The sequence below is a fragment of the Microcoleus sp. ARI1-B5 genome (assembly GCF_036705795.1).
Classification (GTDB): domain Bacteria; phylum Cyanobacteriota; class Cyanobacteriia; order Cyanobacteriales; family Microcoleaceae; genus Microcoleus.
In genome coordinates this window covers 481,287-498,244 of record NZ_JAUBVK010000002.1, presented here as the reverse complement: position 1 = coordinate 498,244, position 16,958 = coordinate 481,287, and the positions used below count along the sequence as shown (strand labels likewise).

Annotated in this window: 10 protein-coding genes and 1 pseudogene; 8 read left to right on the top strand and 3 right to left on the bottom strand. The window is 45.6% G+C overall.

Features of this window, described 5'->3' with window-relative positions:
* The first annotated feature begins 165 nt into the window (after positions 1–165).
* Positions 166–1,149 carry an AEC family transporter gene (locus QUB63_RS04930; protein WP_332943678.1) on the top strand — a complete coding sequence of 328 codons (984 nt, stop codon included), beginning with the start codon at positions 166–168 and terminating at the stop codon, positions 1,147–1,149.
* 171 nt (positions 1,150–1,320) lie between these two features.
* Complete coding sequence (locus QUB63_RS04925) at positions 1,321–6,792, top strand: trifunctional serine/threonine-protein kinase/ATP-binding protein/sensor histidine kinase (protein ID WP_332943677.1); 5,472 nt, start codon at positions 1,321–1,323, stop codon at positions 6,790–6,792.
* Between the two features lie 333 nt (positions 6,793–7,125).
* On the opposite strand, the gene QUB63_RS04920 is transcribed toward QUB63_RS04925, so the two are convergent.
* Together QUB63_RS04920 and tnpA are read right to left on the bottom strand one after the other, a co-directional pair.
* The gene (locus QUB63_RS04920) at positions 7,126–8,154 is read right to left on the bottom strand and encodes an RNA-guided endonuclease InsQ/TnpB family protein (protein ID WP_332943676.1); all 1,029 of its coding nucleotides are present in this window, start codon (positions 8,152–8,154) and stop codon (positions 7,126–7,128) included.
* On the bottom strand, positions 8,147–8,545 hold the full coding sequence (gene tnpA / locus QUB63_RS04915; RefSeq protein ID WP_332943675.1) for an IS200/IS605 family transposase: 399 nt from the start codon (positions 8,543–8,545) through the stop codon (positions 8,147–8,149). Before tnpA ends, QUB63_RS04920 begins: the two co-directional genes overlap by 8 nt.
* Before the next feature lie 300 nt (positions 8,546–8,845).
* On the opposite strand from tnpA, the gene QUB63_RS04910 reads away from it, so the two are divergent.
* From QUB63_RS04910 to QUB63_RS04900, 3 genes are all read left to right on the top strand, one after another.
* Entirely contained in the window at positions 8,846–9,106 is a 261-nt protein-coding gene (locus QUB63_RS04910) for a hypothetical protein (RefSeq protein ID WP_332943674.1), read from the top strand.
* A 271-nt stretch (positions 9,107–9,377) separates the two neighbouring features.
* Positions 9,378–12,080 (top strand): GAF domain-containing sensor histidine kinase, encoded by a 2,703-nt coding sequence (locus tag QUB63_RS04905; protein ID WP_332943673.1) that lies wholly within the window; start codon positions 9,378–9,380, stop codon positions 12,078–12,080.
* Positions 12,081–12,101: 21 nt separating this feature from the next.
* Positions 12,102–12,512 carry a response regulator gene (locus QUB63_RS04900; RefSeq protein ID WP_332943672.1) on the top strand — a complete coding sequence of 137 codons (411 nt, stop codon included), beginning with the start codon at positions 12,102–12,104 and terminating at the stop codon, positions 12,510–12,512.
* Positions 12,513–12,588: 76 nt separating this feature from the next.
* Here the strand turns inward: QUB63_RS04900 and QUB63_RS04895 are convergent, their stop codons facing one another.
* On the bottom strand, positions 12,589–12,840 hold the full coding sequence (locus tag QUB63_RS04895) for a hypothetical protein (protein WP_332943747.1): 252 nt from the start codon (positions 12,838–12,840) through the stop codon (positions 12,589–12,591).
* 279 nt (positions 12,841–13,119) lie between these two features.
* Between QUB63_RS04895 and QUB63_RS04890 the strand changes: the two genes are divergently transcribed.
* The 3 genes and pseudogenes from QUB63_RS04890 to QUB63_RS04880 all read left to right on the top strand — a co-directional run.
* Positions 13,120–14,475, top strand: a complete 1,356-nt coding sequence (locus QUB63_RS04890; protein ID WP_332943671.1) for a diguanylate cyclase domain-containing protein — start codon at positions 13,120–13,122, stop codon at positions 14,473–14,475.
* 160 nt (positions 14,476–14,635) lie between these two features.
* Positions 14,636–14,841, top strand: a pseudogene (locus tag QUB63_RS04885) (ATP-binding protein); the annotation flags it as partial.
* Positions 14,842–15,691: 850 nt separating this feature from the next.
* A partial coding sequence (locus QUB63_RS04880) for a calcium-binding protein (protein WP_332943669.1) occupies positions 15,692–16,958 on the top strand: 1,267 nt, incomplete at its 3' end.

Here is a 16,958-nt window from a genome sequence, read left to right as displayed (position 1 = left end):
TTTAGCTTCTTCAGTCGGCGTCCGGCGGACATCGTTTGTATAGGCGCGAATTCTATTCGCCGTCTTATCCCTAAAATTTAGCTTCTTCAGTCGGCGTCCGGCGGACATCGTTTGTATAGGCGCGAATTCTATTCGCCGTCTTATCCCTAAAATATTTAATCAATAATGCTCAATTTAGCAAATCCGCTGCTCAAACTCTATTTAAATCTAATCGGATGGGTAGCAATCGGATTCATTCTCGGCCGCCTGCTGCCGAGAAGTTATTCTACATATTTAGCAAAGTTTCTGTTCTTTTTTGGCACACCGCTGAGCATTGTTGCTTTCATCCGCCGCGCCAATTTATCTGGCCCTATTTTGATTGCGCCGCTGATAGCTTGGGCGGCAATTCTAGCAGGTGGCGGAATTGCTTGGATTGCGATACATTTCGGCTTGGGTGAGGAACGTTTCAAGACTATTAATCCAGGCCAAAATACCTCGGAACTTAAAACTGCTTGGAGTTTGCCCGCTAAAGGCAGTTTTTTATTAGCGGCGATGTTTGGCAATACGGGTTTTTTAGGCATTCCCATCACCTTGTCTTTGTTGGGCCCGGAACACTTTGCTTGGGGGTTGTTTTACGACTTGCTGGGCACTGGTACGGCCATCAATTTACTCGGAATTGCGATCGCCTCTGGCTGCGGTAACAGCAATTTGCACCAGCATTGGTTAAATCCCCTGCGGGCAATTTTGCAGAATCCGGCACTGTGGGCTCTGGGTGTGGGATTTGTCTCGCGCAGTTGGCCGCTGCCGGCACCAATCGAAGATTTGTTAACAACTGGTGCTTGGGCTGTAATTAGTTTATCTTTAATTACGATCGGGATGCAGTTGAGCAAGTTGAATTCTTTGCACAATCTCAAACAAGTTTTGAGTTGTCTGGCAATTAAAATGCTGTTAGTTCCTTTGGTATTTGGCACGGGTTTAACCTTTTTGGGGATCGGGGGGGCGCCGCGACTTGCGCTAGTGCTGCAAATGGCGATGCCTCCGGCTTTTGGTACTACTTTGCTGGCTGAAGTTTTTAATCTCGATCGCGAATTGACCGTAACTGCGATCGGCATCGGCTGCGTTAGTCTATTGTTCACTATTCCAATATGGATGAGGCTATTTAGTTTTTAATTACAAGATAATTTGTTTAGTTTTAAAAGTGCATTGTTTTCGTGACTGGAATCACAAATATTGAGCGCTCGGTCATGTTAAGTTAACTTAACAATCGCTGGAGTTAGAAACTCTCTTTGTTTCTGTTAAGCTGGAAATAGCCCGTAGATGAGGTAAATAATAACAAAAAGTATGGCTACTCAAAATTTTACACTGACAGGTTATCAAACGCTCGATCGCATTTACTCAGGCACTCGCACCCTGGTTTATCGAGGTTTCCGCATTCAGGACAAACAGCCAGTAGCCATCAAAGTCTTGCACAGCGAGTATCCCAGCTTTAGCGAACTCGTGCAATTTCGCAATCAATATACCATTGCCAAAAACCTCAATTTACCCGGAATCATCGAAACATACAGCTTGGAAGCTTACCAAAACAGCTATGCGCTGGTAATGGAAGACTTCGGGGGAATCTCTCTAAAAGAGTGGACGCAACAAGGGGAAACTCTACCGAATTTAAGCGATTTTTTGCAAGTGGCGATCGACATCAGCAACACCTTAGATATACTCTCCCGCCACCGGATTATTCACAAAGACATTAAACCCGCCAATATTTTAATTAATCCCCAAACAAAACAAGTTAAACTGATTGACTTTAGCATCGCATCTTTGCTGCCGAGGGAAACTCAAACCCTGATGAATCCTAACGTGTTGGAAGGGACACTCGGCTACTTGTCACCCGAACAAACGGGAAGGATGAATCGCGGCATTGACTACCGCACTGATTTTTACTCTTTGGGCGTGACTTTTTACGAATTGCTGGCGGGAGAGTTGCCGTTTCAATCCAACGATGCGATGGAATTGGTACACTGTCATATTGCCAAGCAACCGCCATCGCTGCATGACATCAATCCCGAAATCCCGCAGGTACTTTCCGAGATTGTCAGCAAATTGATGGCAAAAAACGCCGAAGACCGCTATCAGAGTGCTTTGGGGCTGAAATTTGATTTAGAATTTTGTTTGCGTCAATTACAAGAAAGTGGTAAAATAGATGGTTTTGAAATAGCCCAGAGGGATGTGTGCGATCGATTCATCATCCCAGAGAAGCTCTACGGGAGAGAAACCGAAGTAGAAACCCTACTCGAAGCCTTTGAGCGCGTTGCAACCCCCCGACGTTCGGGGGGACAGAGGGGGGTCGAAATGATGCTAGTCGCGGGTTTTTCAGGGATTGGGAAAACAGTTGTAGTTAACGAAGTCCACAAACCAATTGTGCGGCAGCGCGGCTATTTCATCAAAGGCAAATTCGACCAATTTAACCGCAATATTCCGTTCTCAGCATTTGTGCAAGCATTTCGAGATTTAATGGGACAATTGCTCAGCGAAAGTGACGAGAAGTTAGAAAAATGGCAAACTCAAATATTGCAAGCACTGGGCGATAACGGGCAAGTCATTATTGAAGTAATTCCCGAACTCGAAAAAATTATTTGTAAACAACCACCCGCACTAGAATTATCAGGAACTGCGGCACAGAATCGGTTTAATTTATTATTTCAAAACTTTATTCAGGTGTTCACAAAACCCGAACATCCCCTGGTGATATTTTTGGATGACTTGCAGTGGGCCGATTCCGCCTCGCTACAGTTAATGCAACTGCTAATGTCCGAATCGGAAACGGGGTATTTATTAGTAATTGGTGCCTACCGAGATAATGAAGTCTCGCCAGCACATCCGTTGATGCTGACACTAGATACAGTAGTGAAAGCTGGGGCAACGGTAAATACGATTGCGCTGCAACCGTTGAGTTCAGAAAGTATCAATTACTTGGTTGCTGATACGCTCAATTGTGTTCCTGATTTGGCAAGACCATTGACTGATTTGGTGGCACAAAAAACTCAAGGAAATCCATTTTTTGCGACGCAGTTTCTGAAAGCACTGCATCAGGATAGGTTGATTCATTTTACCCCCCCAACCCCCCCTTACCAAGGGGGGGCTACGGGGGGGTGGCAGTGCGATATTGTGCGAGTTCGAGAGGCTGCCCTGACGGATGATGTGGTGGAGTTTATGGCGTTGCAGTTGCAAAAATTGCCGCCAGCGACTCAGAATGTGTTGAAGTTAGCGGCTTGTATTGGGAATCAGTTTGATTTGGGGACTTTGGCCGTAATTTCTGAGCAATTGGCAACGGAAACGGCGGCGGATTTGTGGAAGGCATTGCAAGAAGGGTTAATCCTGCCTGAAACAGAAATCTACAAGTTTTATGTAGGGCCCGAAAGACGGGATGAGGCTCAAAATTTGGAGGTGGTAAATTACAAGTTTTTGCACGATCGCGTTCAGCAAGCTGCTTATTCTTTAATTCCAGAACAAGAGCGATCGCGCGTTCACTATCACATAGGACAATTGCTGAGCCAGCAAAGTTCACCCGCAGCTATAGAAGAGCAAATCTTTTCAGTAGTCAATCAGTTGAATTATGGGATTGCGCTGATTGAAGACCAAACAAAACGATCCGATCTGGCACAACTTAACCTCAAGGCTTGCCGCAAAGCCAGAGCCGCCACCGCCTATCAAGCTGCTCGCGAATATGCCGCAGTGGGATTATCCGTGTTGGGAGAGGATGCTTGGCAACAGCAGTACGAAATGACCCTCGCTCTGCATGAATTAGCGGCGGAAGTGGCTTCTTTGTGTGGTGATTTTGAGGTGATGGAACAGTTGATTGAGATTGTCACTGAACAGGCACAATCCTTACTAGAAAAGGTAAATGTTTACCGAATTAGAATTCAATCTAATATCTCCCAGGCTAAATTTACCGCAGCCATTGCGATCGCCCAACAGCTCCTGCAACAGCTTGGCGTAACTTTTCCAGAAATACCCACACCGACAGATATTCAACAGGAAATCCAAGAGATTAGGGAACTCATTGGAGACAAAAAAATTGAAGATTTTGTTCACCTACCTGTGATGGCAGATGCGAAGAAACTCGCAATTATCCAGATTGCCAGCAGCATCATGTCAGCAGCTTACGCCTGTGGATCTCCCTTGTTTCCATTAGTGATTTCGCTGTCAGTCAAACTATCCCTTCGGTACGGAAACATACCTGTTTCAGGTCTTAGCTATGCTTGCTACGGCATCATTTTGTCTAATCTGTTGCAAGATGTAAATACAGCAACACAGTTTGGTGACTTAGCACTCCAGGTCGTCTTAAAACTGGATGCTAAAGCTACTAAACCTGAAGTGTTATTGGTGCTAGGAATGTCTAACAGGCACCGTAAATCTCATATCAAAGATACCTTACCACTCTTGAGCGAGGGTTACAGGAGTGCCCTAGAAATCGGAAACCAGGAATTTGTCGGACATAATGCTAACGTTTTTGTTTACAATTCTTTTTGGTGCGGTCAGCCCCTTGTTACCTTAGAGCAGGATACTCGCAACTACTGCAATGGATTAGTGCAATTGAACCAATTGATAACAGCCAATTACTGCCGGATATATTGGCAATCTATTTTAAATTTGCTGGGTTTTGCGGAGCATCCCACCATTTTGTCTGGGAAAGCCCTCCAAGAGACGGAGTTTCTGCCCCTGCTGCTGTCTGCTAACGATCAATTTGGGTTGTATAACTTCTCTTTGTATAAGCTGACTCTTTGCTTTTTGTTTGGGGAAGTTGAGCAAGCTAACAACCATGCACTCTTAGGCAGACGCTATTTAATGGCTGTTGCGGGAACCGTCGGTGAACCTGCGTTTTATCTCTATGATTCTTTGATTGCTATGGCATTGTTGAGTCAACCGTCAGATGAGACAACAGAAGCATTAGAACGGGTGGCACAAAACCAAACGCAGTTACAGCACTGGGCGCACTATGCTCCTATGAATTATCAACATAAGTTGGATTTGGTGTCAGCCGAAAAATGTCGAGTGTTAGGCAAGAATTATGAAGCAGGCGATTTGTACGATCGCGCCATCTCCCTCGCCAAAGCCAACGAATACATCCAAGAAGAAGCTCTCGCTAACGAACTAGCAGCTAAATTCTACCTCGACTGGGGCAAAGAAAAAGTGGCGAGCGGCTATATGCAAGAAGCCTACTACTGTTATGGAAAATGGGGAGCAAAAGCCAAAATAGATGACTTAGAAAAACGCTATCCCCAACTTCTTGCTCCCATATTGCAGGCCAAACAAAATTGTTCTGCCATCAGCGAAACCAGACAAACTCTCAATAAATCGTCAATTTTACATCAAACTTTCCAAACAACTCAATCTAGCAGCAGTATTTCCGAAGCCCTCGATTTCGATACCATTCTCCAAGCCTCCCAAGCTTTATCGAGTGAAATAGAATTAGAAAAATTGCTGGCGGCACTGATGTGCGTGTTGAGCGAAAATGCCGGGGCAACAAAAGCAGTTCTGCTGTTGCTTAAGGATGGGAATCTGGCAGTCGAAGCTGTAGCATCTCTCAAAAAAGATGTCATCTCAATCTCTGTACCGCTGTCAGCAGGCGAGGCGGTTCCCGCTGCTGTGGTCAACTACGTCAAGCGCACTTTGACAACTGTTGTTTTGGATAATGCAGCAGCACAAAACGATTTTATGGCAGAGCCGTATTTGATGGAGCAAAAGCCCAAAAGTCTGCTGTGCGCGCCGATTTTGCATCAGGGTAAATTAATCGGGTTGCTGTATCTAGAAAATAACTTGACAATTGGTGCATTTACTGAAGATCGCACGGAAGTCATCCAACTTTTGTGCGCCCAAGCGGCTATCTCTCTAGAAAATGCCCGCTTGTACCAACAATCTCAAGCTTACGCACGAGAATTAGAGCGATCGCTCGCAGACTTGCAGCAAGCACAGTTACAGCTCGTGCAGAGCGAAAAAATGTCGGCTTTGGGCAATCTAGTCGCCGGAGTCGCCCACGAAATCAACAATCCCGTCGGCTTTATTAGCGGCAATATTGACGAAGCAACGACTACCATCAAAGATGTGATTAACCACTTGAAATTATATCAAGAAAAACTGCCAAATCCCGGCGAAGAAATCGAACAAGATGCTTCTGATATTGATTTGGAGTATGCCTTAGCAGATTTGCCCAAGATGCTGTCGTCGATGAAAGTGGGGTGCGATCGCATTCGCGGCATCAGCACCAGCCTCCGCACCTTCTCCAGGGCCGATAAAGACTACAAAGTTCCCTTTAATATCCATGAAGGGATTGACAGTACGATCTTAATTCTCAAACACCGGCTGAAAGCTAACGAACACCGTCCGGCGATCGAAGTCGTCACAGACTACGGGAATCTCCCCAAAATCGAATGCTTTCCCGGTCAACTCAATCAGGTATTTATGAATCTGCTCAGCAATGCGATCGATGCCATAGATGAATCAAATACAGATCGGAGTTTTGCAGAAATTGAAAAAAATCTGAATCGCATTACTATTCGGACAATCTTAGAAGGTGAATCTGTGAAAATTGATATCGCCGATAAGGGAAAAGGAATGTCGTCAGAAGTAAAAGAACGCATTTTCGACCACCTATTTACTACTAAAAGTGTAGGGAAAGGGACGGGATTGGGATTGGCGATCGCCCGTCAAATAATTGTCGAAAAACATCGAGGGGCGATCGAAGTTGATTCACAGTTGGGGCAAGGCACAATTTTCACAATTTTACTCCCGATCGCAGCCGAGGAAAAAAGTAAGTAGATCCACTTAATTAACGTAAAATACGAATCGCTTAACAGCTTGCTGTGTAAGTATTCTGACTTCTGACTTCTACTTTTGATACTCCCCAGCCCGCTTCGGGACGGGGATTCTTGAAGAGTCCATAGTCGGATTTTCAAAGGCGCTATCAAGTCGCCGCTACTGATTCCACTAAGATTTAATCCCAGCTTTATCGCTACTTTTCTAATGATGTTCGCCGCACCATTGCCATCTGCATTAATCTTTGTACCATCTGCTGAACGATACAGCCCGCGACTTACTCTTTTTCCTGACTCTTTCCACCCTTCAGTTTTTTCACCGAACTTAGGTAGCGAATCATCGCCCTTGAAAGCTGGCTTTTGAAGTATATGCTTCCTCAGTTTCTACAAACTTAATTCCATACTGTTGGCACAACTGAGATATCCGATATTTCAATCTACCTGTGGGAATTTGCACGAATTTTTGATTGGTATTTTTACCCATGTCTACATTTTGTTTCTGGTCTTTATTCCATCCAAAAACTACTGTCCCTATCTGATTTTCTCGGCAATGATTAATGACAATCCTCGCTGCTTTATTTACTGCATCTCTAACTTGTCGATTCCTTTTTTCGGTAATTCGGGCTAATTGATTTGACCAGAAACCTTGGGGTTGATTTTCTTTCAAGACAGAGATACGCTTGTTGTACCACTGATTCAAAGACTTTAAGTGCAGTCCATCAATAATAAAAGAAGTTCCCACATTGGATACTCCTGTTAGCCAGTTATTGATTCCGTGATCTAATCCCAGAACATTTCTCTGGTCGAGCTCCGCGACTAATTCTTCTGTTCGATACACAAACTCGGCATAAAAGCGGTGGTTTCTGGGAAGAATCCGAATTTCGACCAACTTTTTGTAATCCAAATTTGACGGCATTGGCAAAAAGAATTCTCCAATTCCAAACCAAAGCTTGACTTTACTGCCCAACGGGAATCGTAAAAGTCCATTCTTTAATTTGACATCAGCCTTGGGGAATGTAACTAATTTAAGAGAATCTTTTCTGTATCCCGGCAACCTTGGACGTTGCGTTACCGTTCCAGACTTAATTCCTTTAAGCAACCCAATATACGAATTAAAAGATTCGGCAACGCTAGTTAAAGTTTGCTGTGCGACATGAGAATACAGAGCCTTAAAATGCAAATTTGATTTGAATATTTTGTGAAAGTCGTATTTTCCGGGAATCTTTCCAGTCTTGAAATACAACTGACGACCATAGTAGATGGCACAGTTTGCGAGTTTGTTTGATTCGCTACACGCAAACTCTAAAACTGCCTTCAAACTAGAATCGGGACTAATTAAGTTTTGTTGGCAGCCATAGTTAGACATTTTTTTGATTCTCGATATACTGCTTGACGACAGATAGGGGCGCACCGCCAACGGTGGCGACGAAATAACTATTTGTCCAAAGGGTTGGTAGTCGGCTTTTCAACCAAGGAAATTCTTGCCTTAATAGTCGAGATGAACGTCCTTTTAAGTATCTAATCAGTTTTGCAATCCCAAATTGTGGGTCTACTCCTACTAGCAAGTGAACGTGATCTGGCATAACTTCCATCTCCAATAACTCGGCATTAAATTCGGTGCAGACTTCTTGCAGAATCGATTTCAGTCGAACATCTACGCCGTGAACTAATACCGATCTGCGATACTTGGGACACCAGACAATATGATAATTACAGGAGTAAGTTACGTTGGCGTTGGACTTTAGTTTTATTTTCATGATTACAGTATACAGTCTCTAACCTGTATATTGTGTTTCGAGATGTAAAGAAATATTCAAGGCGGTTGAAACCGCTGCCGACTTTTCCCCGTGTCTAAAGCCAGGGGCCCGGCGGGCTCGTCTTTCGGTCAAAAGTCAAAAACGATCGCTGTCACACCAACTCCCACCTGCCAAACCGTATAACAGAAGCAGTGCGATCGAGAAATTTACGATTTAACAGGAATCAGGAGTCATTCGATTTTAGATTTTAGATTTTAGATTTGGGATTGACCGCACAGATGCAATCCGGGGGACGCAAGGATGAGCGTTGAAGATTTGGGATTGATTCCACGGATCGATCGCGTGGCGGGTACCACCTTTGAAATTCTTGGTCAAGAGTCATACAGCAGATGTCACATTTATGAAGTACACCCCCAAGCGATCGGTTGCTGTAGGGACGCGAGGCTTGGCCTCGCGTCCTCTATCTGCTATGTACCTCTCTCTTATCCCAAGCGTACTGAGTTATTTTCTGAGCTGCCTCGGCAACTGCTATACCATTGGCGAAAAGCTATGCAACAGTAGCAACAGTTAATTGATATTTTGAAAAAAACTTAGTATATTTAGGGCAAATTCACATTAAAAATGGTTAAAACTATAGATAAACATATCCAAAAATTCTGTAAACCACAGATACGTACAGAAATCCATAGTCTTGGACGCACGAGCGGTCAGAAACCGGGTTGATGGACGAAAATCCTTGGCTGTCAACCGCAGATTAGATCGAAAACCCGGTTTCTTTGGTATTGGTGCGTAAGTCCCGATCGAGTTATAGTTCCCAACCTCCTGCATCATCATGTCTAACTTACCTATACCCGAAAAGCAATTTAATGCACTGCAACAAGCTGCCTACCAACTGGCATCCTGTACAGACAAAATTTTCCAGCAAATCGAGCAGCAACAAACGTTAACCAGCATCATTGACAAAATTCGCTCGTCTCTAGATTTAGACACCATCCTCAACACAACGGCAACAGAAATTCGGCAATTGCTCAATGCCGATCGCGTGGGCGTATTCCGCTTTACCCCCGATAGCGGTTGGGATGAAGGGGAGTTTGTGGCAGAAGATGTGGCTTCAGAATTTCCTTCAGCCTTAGCCACCAAAGTTTACGACCATTGTTTTGGTTCCCAGTTTGCCGTCCACTACATTCAGGGGCGAGTACAAGCAGTTGCAGATATCCACAATGCAGAACTGAGCGATTGTCATATTAAAATTCTCGAACAATTCCAGATTCGCGCCAATCTGATCGTTCCCGTCCTCAAGGGGGACGATTTGTGGGGGTTGCTGTGCATCCATCAGTGCAGCAATCCGCGACCCTGGCAACTCTCAGAAATTGAATTTATCCGCCAAATTGCCAATTACTTCGCAGTGGCGTTGCAACAAGCCGAGCATCTAGAACAAATTAAACATCAAGCGACGTTGCTGGCTCAAACCAAGGCGCAAGAGAAAGCTCTGATCCGTCAAAAAGCCTTGGTGAAAATTACGAATCGGATTCGACAATCCCTCGATTGGGAAACGATTTGTCAAACCGCAACGAGCGAAGTGCGCCAGTTACTAGAAGCCGATCGCGCGATCGTTTACCGTTTCAATTCAGACTGGAGTGGGGACTTTATCTTTGAGTCGGTGTCCGCAGGCTGGCAGCCCTTGGTGGGCGTGATACCAACCGTTGCAGATACGCACTTGATGGAAACTCGGGGCGGACGCTATGCCATGAATGAAACCTTTGCCGTGTCTGATATCTACCAAGCCGGACACTCTGATTGTCATGTGTCCTTGCTAGAAGCATTTCAAGCTAGAGCCTACACGATCGCCCCAATTTTTCAAAACGATCGCCTGTGGGGATTGCTGGCGGCTTTCCAAAATTCTGCCCCCCGCAACTGGCAAGCCGATGAAGTCGAGTTGCTCGCTCAAATTGGCGAACAGCTTGCGATTGCCCTCCAACAAGCCAACGAACAAAAACGAGCGATCGAGCGCCAGCAATCCCTCGTCAAAATCGTCAATAAAATTCGCCAGTCCCTCGATCTCGCGGACATCTGCCAAACGGCCGCTGATGAAGTGCGCCAGTTGCTAACAGTCGATCGCGTTACCATCTATCGCTTCAACCCAGACTGGAGCGGGAATTTTCTGTTTGAATCTGTAGCAGACCAGTGGAAACCGTTAGTTGAGACTTCCCGAAGCATTGAAGATACCCACTTAAGAGAAACTCAGGGCGGGCGCTACGCGGCGAATGAAACCTTCGCCGTCTCAGATATCTACCAAGCAGGACACTCCGATTGCCACGTAGCGTTGCTCGCCGAATTTCAAGTCAGAGCTTATGCGGTTGCCCCGATTTTTGAAGGATCTCGTCTGTGGGGACTGCTTTCTGCCTTCCAAAATACCCAACCTCGGAACTGGAATACTGATGAAGTTCAGTTATTAGCTCAGATTGGCGAACAACTGGGTATCGCTCTCAAACAAGCGGAATCCGTGAGCCAGATTCAAGCTCAGTCTTCTGAACTCAAGCAGGCACTCCAGCAATTGCAGCAATCTCAAATAGAGCTAATTCAAAAAGAAAAAATGGCAGCCTTGGGGCAACTGATTGCGGGAGTCGCCCATGAAATCAATAATCCCTTGGGTGCGATCAAAGCAGCAGCAAGCAACACCCAAAAGGCACTGCAAGAAGCTCTCGACGAATTACCCAATCTGCACCAGCGTTTGAACTCCGAACAACAAGAGAGCTTTTTTCAGTTCGTCAATCGGGCGATCGGCAGCCAACCGTTGGTTGCCACTCCAGAAAGCCGCGCCCTCAAACGCCAAATTACCGCTGACCTTCAAGAGCATGATGTTCAAGATGCCAGAAATGTTGCCGATGTCTTGATGGATATGGGCATCTGTGAAGATTTTGAGTTTTTGCTGCCCCTGTTAAAGAGCGAGCATAGTGAATGGGCCGTGCATTTTGCTTACAATCTAACTTGTACCTGCGTTAACAATCAAATGATTCTACGGGCTGTCGATCGCTCCTCCAAAATTGTGTTTGCCCTCAAAAGCTATGCTCGTCTCGAGCAAAATGAAGCAAAGCAGTTAATCCAAGTAACTGAAGGACTAGAAACCACCCTCGAAATCTATTACAATCAAATCAAACGCAACATCAATTTAATCCGAGATTATCAAGATATTCCCGCCATTTGGGGCTACCCCGACGAACTCATTCAAATCTGGACAAACTTGATTCACAACGCCATCCAGGCCATGGAATCAGGAGGAACACTGACCGTTGCCACCCAACCGCAGGAAAATGGCATTGAGGTGAGCGTTACAGATAATGGACTCGGTATTCCCACCGAAATACAGCCAAAAATCTTTGATGCCTTTTTCACCACCAAACCTGTTGGCAAGGGCAGCGGTCTGGGGCTGAGCATTTGCCAGAAGATTATTGACAAACACCAGGGACGCATAGAACTAGAGAGTCGATCGGGACACACTCAATTCCGTGTTTGGTTGCCTGTAGAATCTGTCTAAACAATAGGATGGAATTTAATCATGTCTAATTCTAAAAGTGCTATTCTTTGTGTAGATGACGAAGCTCCTATTTTGAAGGTGCTTAAAGAACAATTGAAACGCTGTTTCGGCAATCAGTATATCTATGAATTAGCCCAAAGTGCCGAAGAAGCCTGGATTGTGATCGATGAACTGGAACAGGAGGGAATCCAAATTCTGACGATTGTCTCTGATTGGCTAATGCCCAATGTCAAAGGCGATGAATTTTTAGCTGAAGTTCACCGACGATTTCCCCAGGTGGTCACTGTGATGCTCACCGGACAGGCCGACGAAGAAGCGATCGAGCGCGCCAAAAAAGAAGCCAATCTTCATGCTTGCATCTACAAACCTTGGGCAGAGGAAGAGCTACATGAAGTTATTCGCACAGCGTTGAGTGACACCCTCCCTCAGTAAATCGATTATACTGAGAGCTTCCCAAAATCAATTTTGAGATTTCCTGGTTGCTCCCTTACGGGTTCTCGACACTTGCCTAGATTGAGGGACCCCAATCCCCGGTAGCTCGTCTGCACAGGCAGTTTCCTTTTCCGATGTGTCCTATCGTACTAATTAGTTTGATTCCTCGATTTTTAATGTTTCGATCAAATGCGCCATTCAGCATATGTTTCCCAAACATCATTTTAGCACTGATGCGGTAATCCAAGTCTTCCATGAAGATTGTATCGCCAGCATCACAAAGGATATGAGACACTTTGAAGTGGAAGTCTTTCCTGGTGTTATCGATTGTATGGTGAAGTCGTACAACTTTAATCTGTTGTTTTTGGTAATTATTCGACCGTTTCTGGATTTACTGAACAAAAAGCAAGCTTTAAATGTTAAATAGAAAACATCAAACTCTCTCTTTTTACAACCTTCATCCCACCGCTAAACTGATAGATATCCCTCAAGCTAGAGCGGGCGCGGGCGTGTTCGCGGCGAATTAGATAAATATCAACTGACAACTGACAACTGTCAACTGTCAACTGTCCACGGTCAACTGTTAACTGTCAACTGCTATAAATAGATGATGCGATCGGCAATTGTTTGTATTGATGATGAGCAGGATATTCTCAGGAGTTTGGGCAACCAACTCAAGCGCCACTTTGGCAAAGACTATGACATCGAGCTGGCCAGTGACGGAGAAGATGCTCTTTCGCTATGTGCAGAATTGGCAGCAGAAGGCAAAGACATTGCTCTGATCGTTTCCGATCAGAATATGCAGGGTATGAGAGGAGATACCTTATTGATTCGACTCCATGCCCTTTATCCCAAAGCGTTAAAAATTATGCTAACCGGGCAAGCTGATGCTAATTCTGTGGGCAAGGTTGTCAATGCAGCAGCCTTATACCGATACATGGCTAAACCCTGGGATGAAACCGACCTGATTTTAACTGTTGCCGAAGCTGTGCGACGCTTTCAGCAAGAACAACAATTAGCCGAGCAAAATGAATTGCTCAAGAAAACCAATGCTAAGTTAAACAGTTCTTTGTCATTGTTGTTAGCTACTTTAGAAGCTACATCAGAGGGTATTCTTGTGTTCGATGGCAGCGGAAAAATTGTTAGTTTCAATCAAAACTTTGCTCAAATTTGGAAAATTTTAGATGCCAGAACAACGGCTAATGAAGACGATCTGCTAGATGCTATATTACAGCAGTTAACCGAAGCAGATGCCGTCAGCTTTCAAATAGCGATCGCCAAAGATAACATCGAAAAGAACAATTTTTTGAAATTAAAAAACGGTAAAATAGTTGAGTATTATTTGCGTCCCCAACAGCTCATGGGGGAAATTGTCGGTAAGATATGGAGTTTTCGAGACATTACTCAAGAAAAGCACACAGCAGCGATTGCCCGCCATCAAGCATTACACGATCCCCTCACCAACCTTCCCAATCGCATCTTGTTTAATCAAAAATTGGCTGCTACCTTGAGCGATGCCACCAACCATTCAAAACTGATCGCCGTGATGTTTTTGGATTTAGATCGGTTTAAGGAAGTTAATGATACTTTAGGTCACTTGATGGGCGATCTGTTGTTACAAAATGTTGTGCAACGTCTGATTGGTGGTCTGAGGGGAACAGATGTACTTGCTCGTTGGGGAGGAGATGAATTCGTGCTATTCCTGCCAGGAATTCGCCGCCGAGAAGATGCTAGCGAGATTGCCTGCAGGCTTGTTGAAGCACTTCAACCTCATTTTTTCCTGAAGGGACATTGTGTAAATGTCACGGCTAGTATTGGTATTGCAGTATATCCTGACGATGGTACAGACAGCAATACATTGCTCCACAAGGCCGATGTTGCCTTATATCATGCAAAAAACAGCGGGCGAAATAACTATCAGTATTATTGCGCTAGAGAACAAACAATAGGAAATAAGTTGTAGGATGCAAGCAATAGGTAATAGCTAATACCAAATCAGGTTTTGCCATCTACAACGTCACAGCAGCCGTTCGCAGGGATTTCGGTTGGGACCAAATTGCGATCGCATTTTTCAGGTGGCGATCGGCATTGCAGATCGTGGGGTAGGGATACCGATTTAAGCGATCGATAAAGTGTTTGATACTTTCTTCACTACTAAAGATGTGGGAAAAGCTACGGGACTGGGATTGGCGATATGCCTCCGGCACGCTACGCGATCGCCCGCCAGATTGTCGTTGAAAAGCACGGAGGTGCGATCGAGGTTAATTCCCATCAGGGAGAGGGAACTGAATTTGCGATCGTGTTACCTGTTAGTGAAAAAAGTCATTAGTCATTGGTCCTGCCGTCATTAGTCATTAGTCATTAGGATCGCGAATTAAATAATTTATACAAGGAAAGTGGGATGGGCGTCCCGCCCGTCCAATTAGAGACGGGCGGGACGCCCATCCCACAATAATTAAAATTGTAAGTTATTTAATTCTCATTCCTTAGTATCGTGTTGTCGGTTATTGATACTCCCCATGCCGTGCATGCGAGGGGATTCTTGAAGAACCCAGAGTCGGATTTTCAAAGGCGATATCAATTCGCCGCTACTCACTCAGCTTTAATTCTTTCAAGCGTTGCGTATACTTGTATTTTTTTTTGCTGTCGCGAGTCCATCACTAGCCAACAGTTACGGTACGCTCAACATTCTGCCATTATTTGCCCTTTAGCTATTTCGGATCTAAGCCGAATATGCCCGTTGCAGGGATTTCTCCTATACTAGAATGTCTCAACACGTAGATGGTTATTCTTACTCAATCTTCTGAATTATCACATGATTTTTTGATGTATTTCGTTGATGTATGTAAAGAATTGTTCAAGGCGGTTGAAACCGCTACCGACTTTTCCCCGTGTCTGAAGCCAGGGGCCCGGCGGGCTCGCTTTCCGGTCAAGAAAGTCCTGCCGTCATTAGTTGGGGGTCATTCGTCATTGGTGATGATAGCGGTTTTAAACTCTTCTGCTTTGGAAGAGGACTCGCATTCGGAACGATCGAACCTAGTCGCACCCATCTCCCCCGCTGGGGAGCCAGATTGACAAAATCTCAACTATGCTAACGTAGGCAAGCAGCAATGCCTTGTCACGCAGGCGATTGACATACTTTAAAACAATTTATTTGATTGAGGAGCGGTGTATCCCCTATGGCAAACCTGATCGGCACAGACAGCAACGACTTTATTCTAGGAACTCCCCAGGGCGATCGAATCCGCGGCTTAGATGGCGATGATACGCTCTCGGGTGCATCAGGAGATGACACCCTAGAGGGCGACGGCGGCAACGACCAGCTTCTGGGAGGCGACGGAGCAGATTCGCTGTTTGGGGGTGAAGGAAATGACGAACTCATTGGCAACCAAGGTCGCGATTTTCTTTCCGGCGGGAACGGCGACGACTCGATTCGCGGCGGTTTGGGCAACGATACCCTCGACGGCAACGACGGGTTAGACAGTTTGTTGGGAGACGCAGGGGACGACTTGCTTCGAGGCAACGGGGGCTTTGATGTGATTGCCGGCGGTACTGGCAACGACACCCTCAGAGGGGGTGAGGGTGACGATTCCGTGTTCGGGAATGGTGATGACGACTATCTCTACGGGGATATCGGGAACGATTCTCTCAACGGCGGTAGCGGCCGGGATCAACTGTTTGGCCTTGATGGCAACGACTATTTTGCCGGCAGCGACGGCGATGACACTTTGTACGGCAATGCTGGCAACGATTCGCTCTTTGGAGAATCCGGCAACGACCAAATATTCGGCGGCAAGGCTGACGATACAGCTTTTGGTGGCATCGGTTCGGATACGATTCGCGGCGATGAAGGCGACGACTCGGTGCTGGGAGATGAAGGCAATGACTTCCTCTTTGGCGGCAAAGGTAATGATGTTCAAGACGGCGGTTTTGGCGATGATTCTTTGGCCGGTGGTATCGGCGACGATACCATTTTGGGAGGTTTCGGCAATGACAATTTATTTGGGGCAGAGGGTAATGATTCTCTGATCGGAGGTGAGGGTTCCGATACTCTGACTGGCGGTAGTGGCAGCGATGTCTTTGGATTGGGAGCTGGGCCTGGAAGTTTGGCTTTAATTACTGATTACAATGACACAGAGGATTTCTTTGGACTGCCGAGCAATTTATCTTTCGCTCAACTGCAAGTTCGGCAAGGTAACGGTGCAAATGTCAGGGATACAGTAATTACGACGCTCGACGGCAAGCTTTTAGCAATTTTGACCGATACTCCGGCGGCGCTGATCGAGGCCAATGATTTTATCGCTGTGACTGGGACGGGTACCCCCAGACCAACTAGGACTACAGTTACAACCACAGTTACAACCACAACTACAGATATAACTGGGGCTGTAACTGCGGCTGCAACTGATGCTCCAACTGCGGCTGCAACTGATGCTCCAACTCCAA

What these genes read in the sequence shown, in the direction of transcription:
- QUB63_RS04890 (WP_332943671.1), top strand. Translation starts at nt 13,120, where the DNA reads ATGATGCGATCGGCAATTGTTTGTATTGATGATGAGCAGGATATTCTC.
- QUB63_RS04925 (WP_332943677.1), top strand. Translation starts at nt 1,321, where the DNA reads ATGGCTACTCAAAATTTTACACTGACAGGTTATCAAACGCTCGATCGC.
- QUB63_RS04910 (WP_332943674.1), top strand. Translation starts at nt 8,846, where the DNA reads ATGAGCGTTGAAGATTTGGGATTGATTCCACGGATCGATCGCGTGGCG.
- tnpA (WP_332943675.1), bottom strand. Translation starts at nt 8,545, where the DNA reads ATGAAAATAAAACTAAAGTCCAACGCCAACGTAACTTACTCCTGTAAT.
- QUB63_RS04905 (WP_332943673.1), top strand. Translation starts at nt 9,378, where the DNA reads ATGTCTAACTTACCTATACCCGAAAAGCAATTTAATGCACTGCAACAA.
- QUB63_RS04920 (WP_332943676.1), bottom strand. Translation starts at nt 8,154, where the DNA reads ATGTCTAACTATGGCTGCCAACAAAACTTAATTAGTCCCGATTCTAGT.
- QUB63_RS04930 (WP_332943678.1), top strand. Translation starts at nt 166, where the DNA reads ATGCTCAATTTAGCAAATCCGCTGCTCAAACTCTATTTAAATCTAATC.
- QUB63_RS04900 (WP_332943672.1), top strand. Translation starts at nt 12,102, where the DNA reads ATGTCTAATTCTAAAAGTGCTATTCTTTGTGTAGATGACGAAGCTCCT.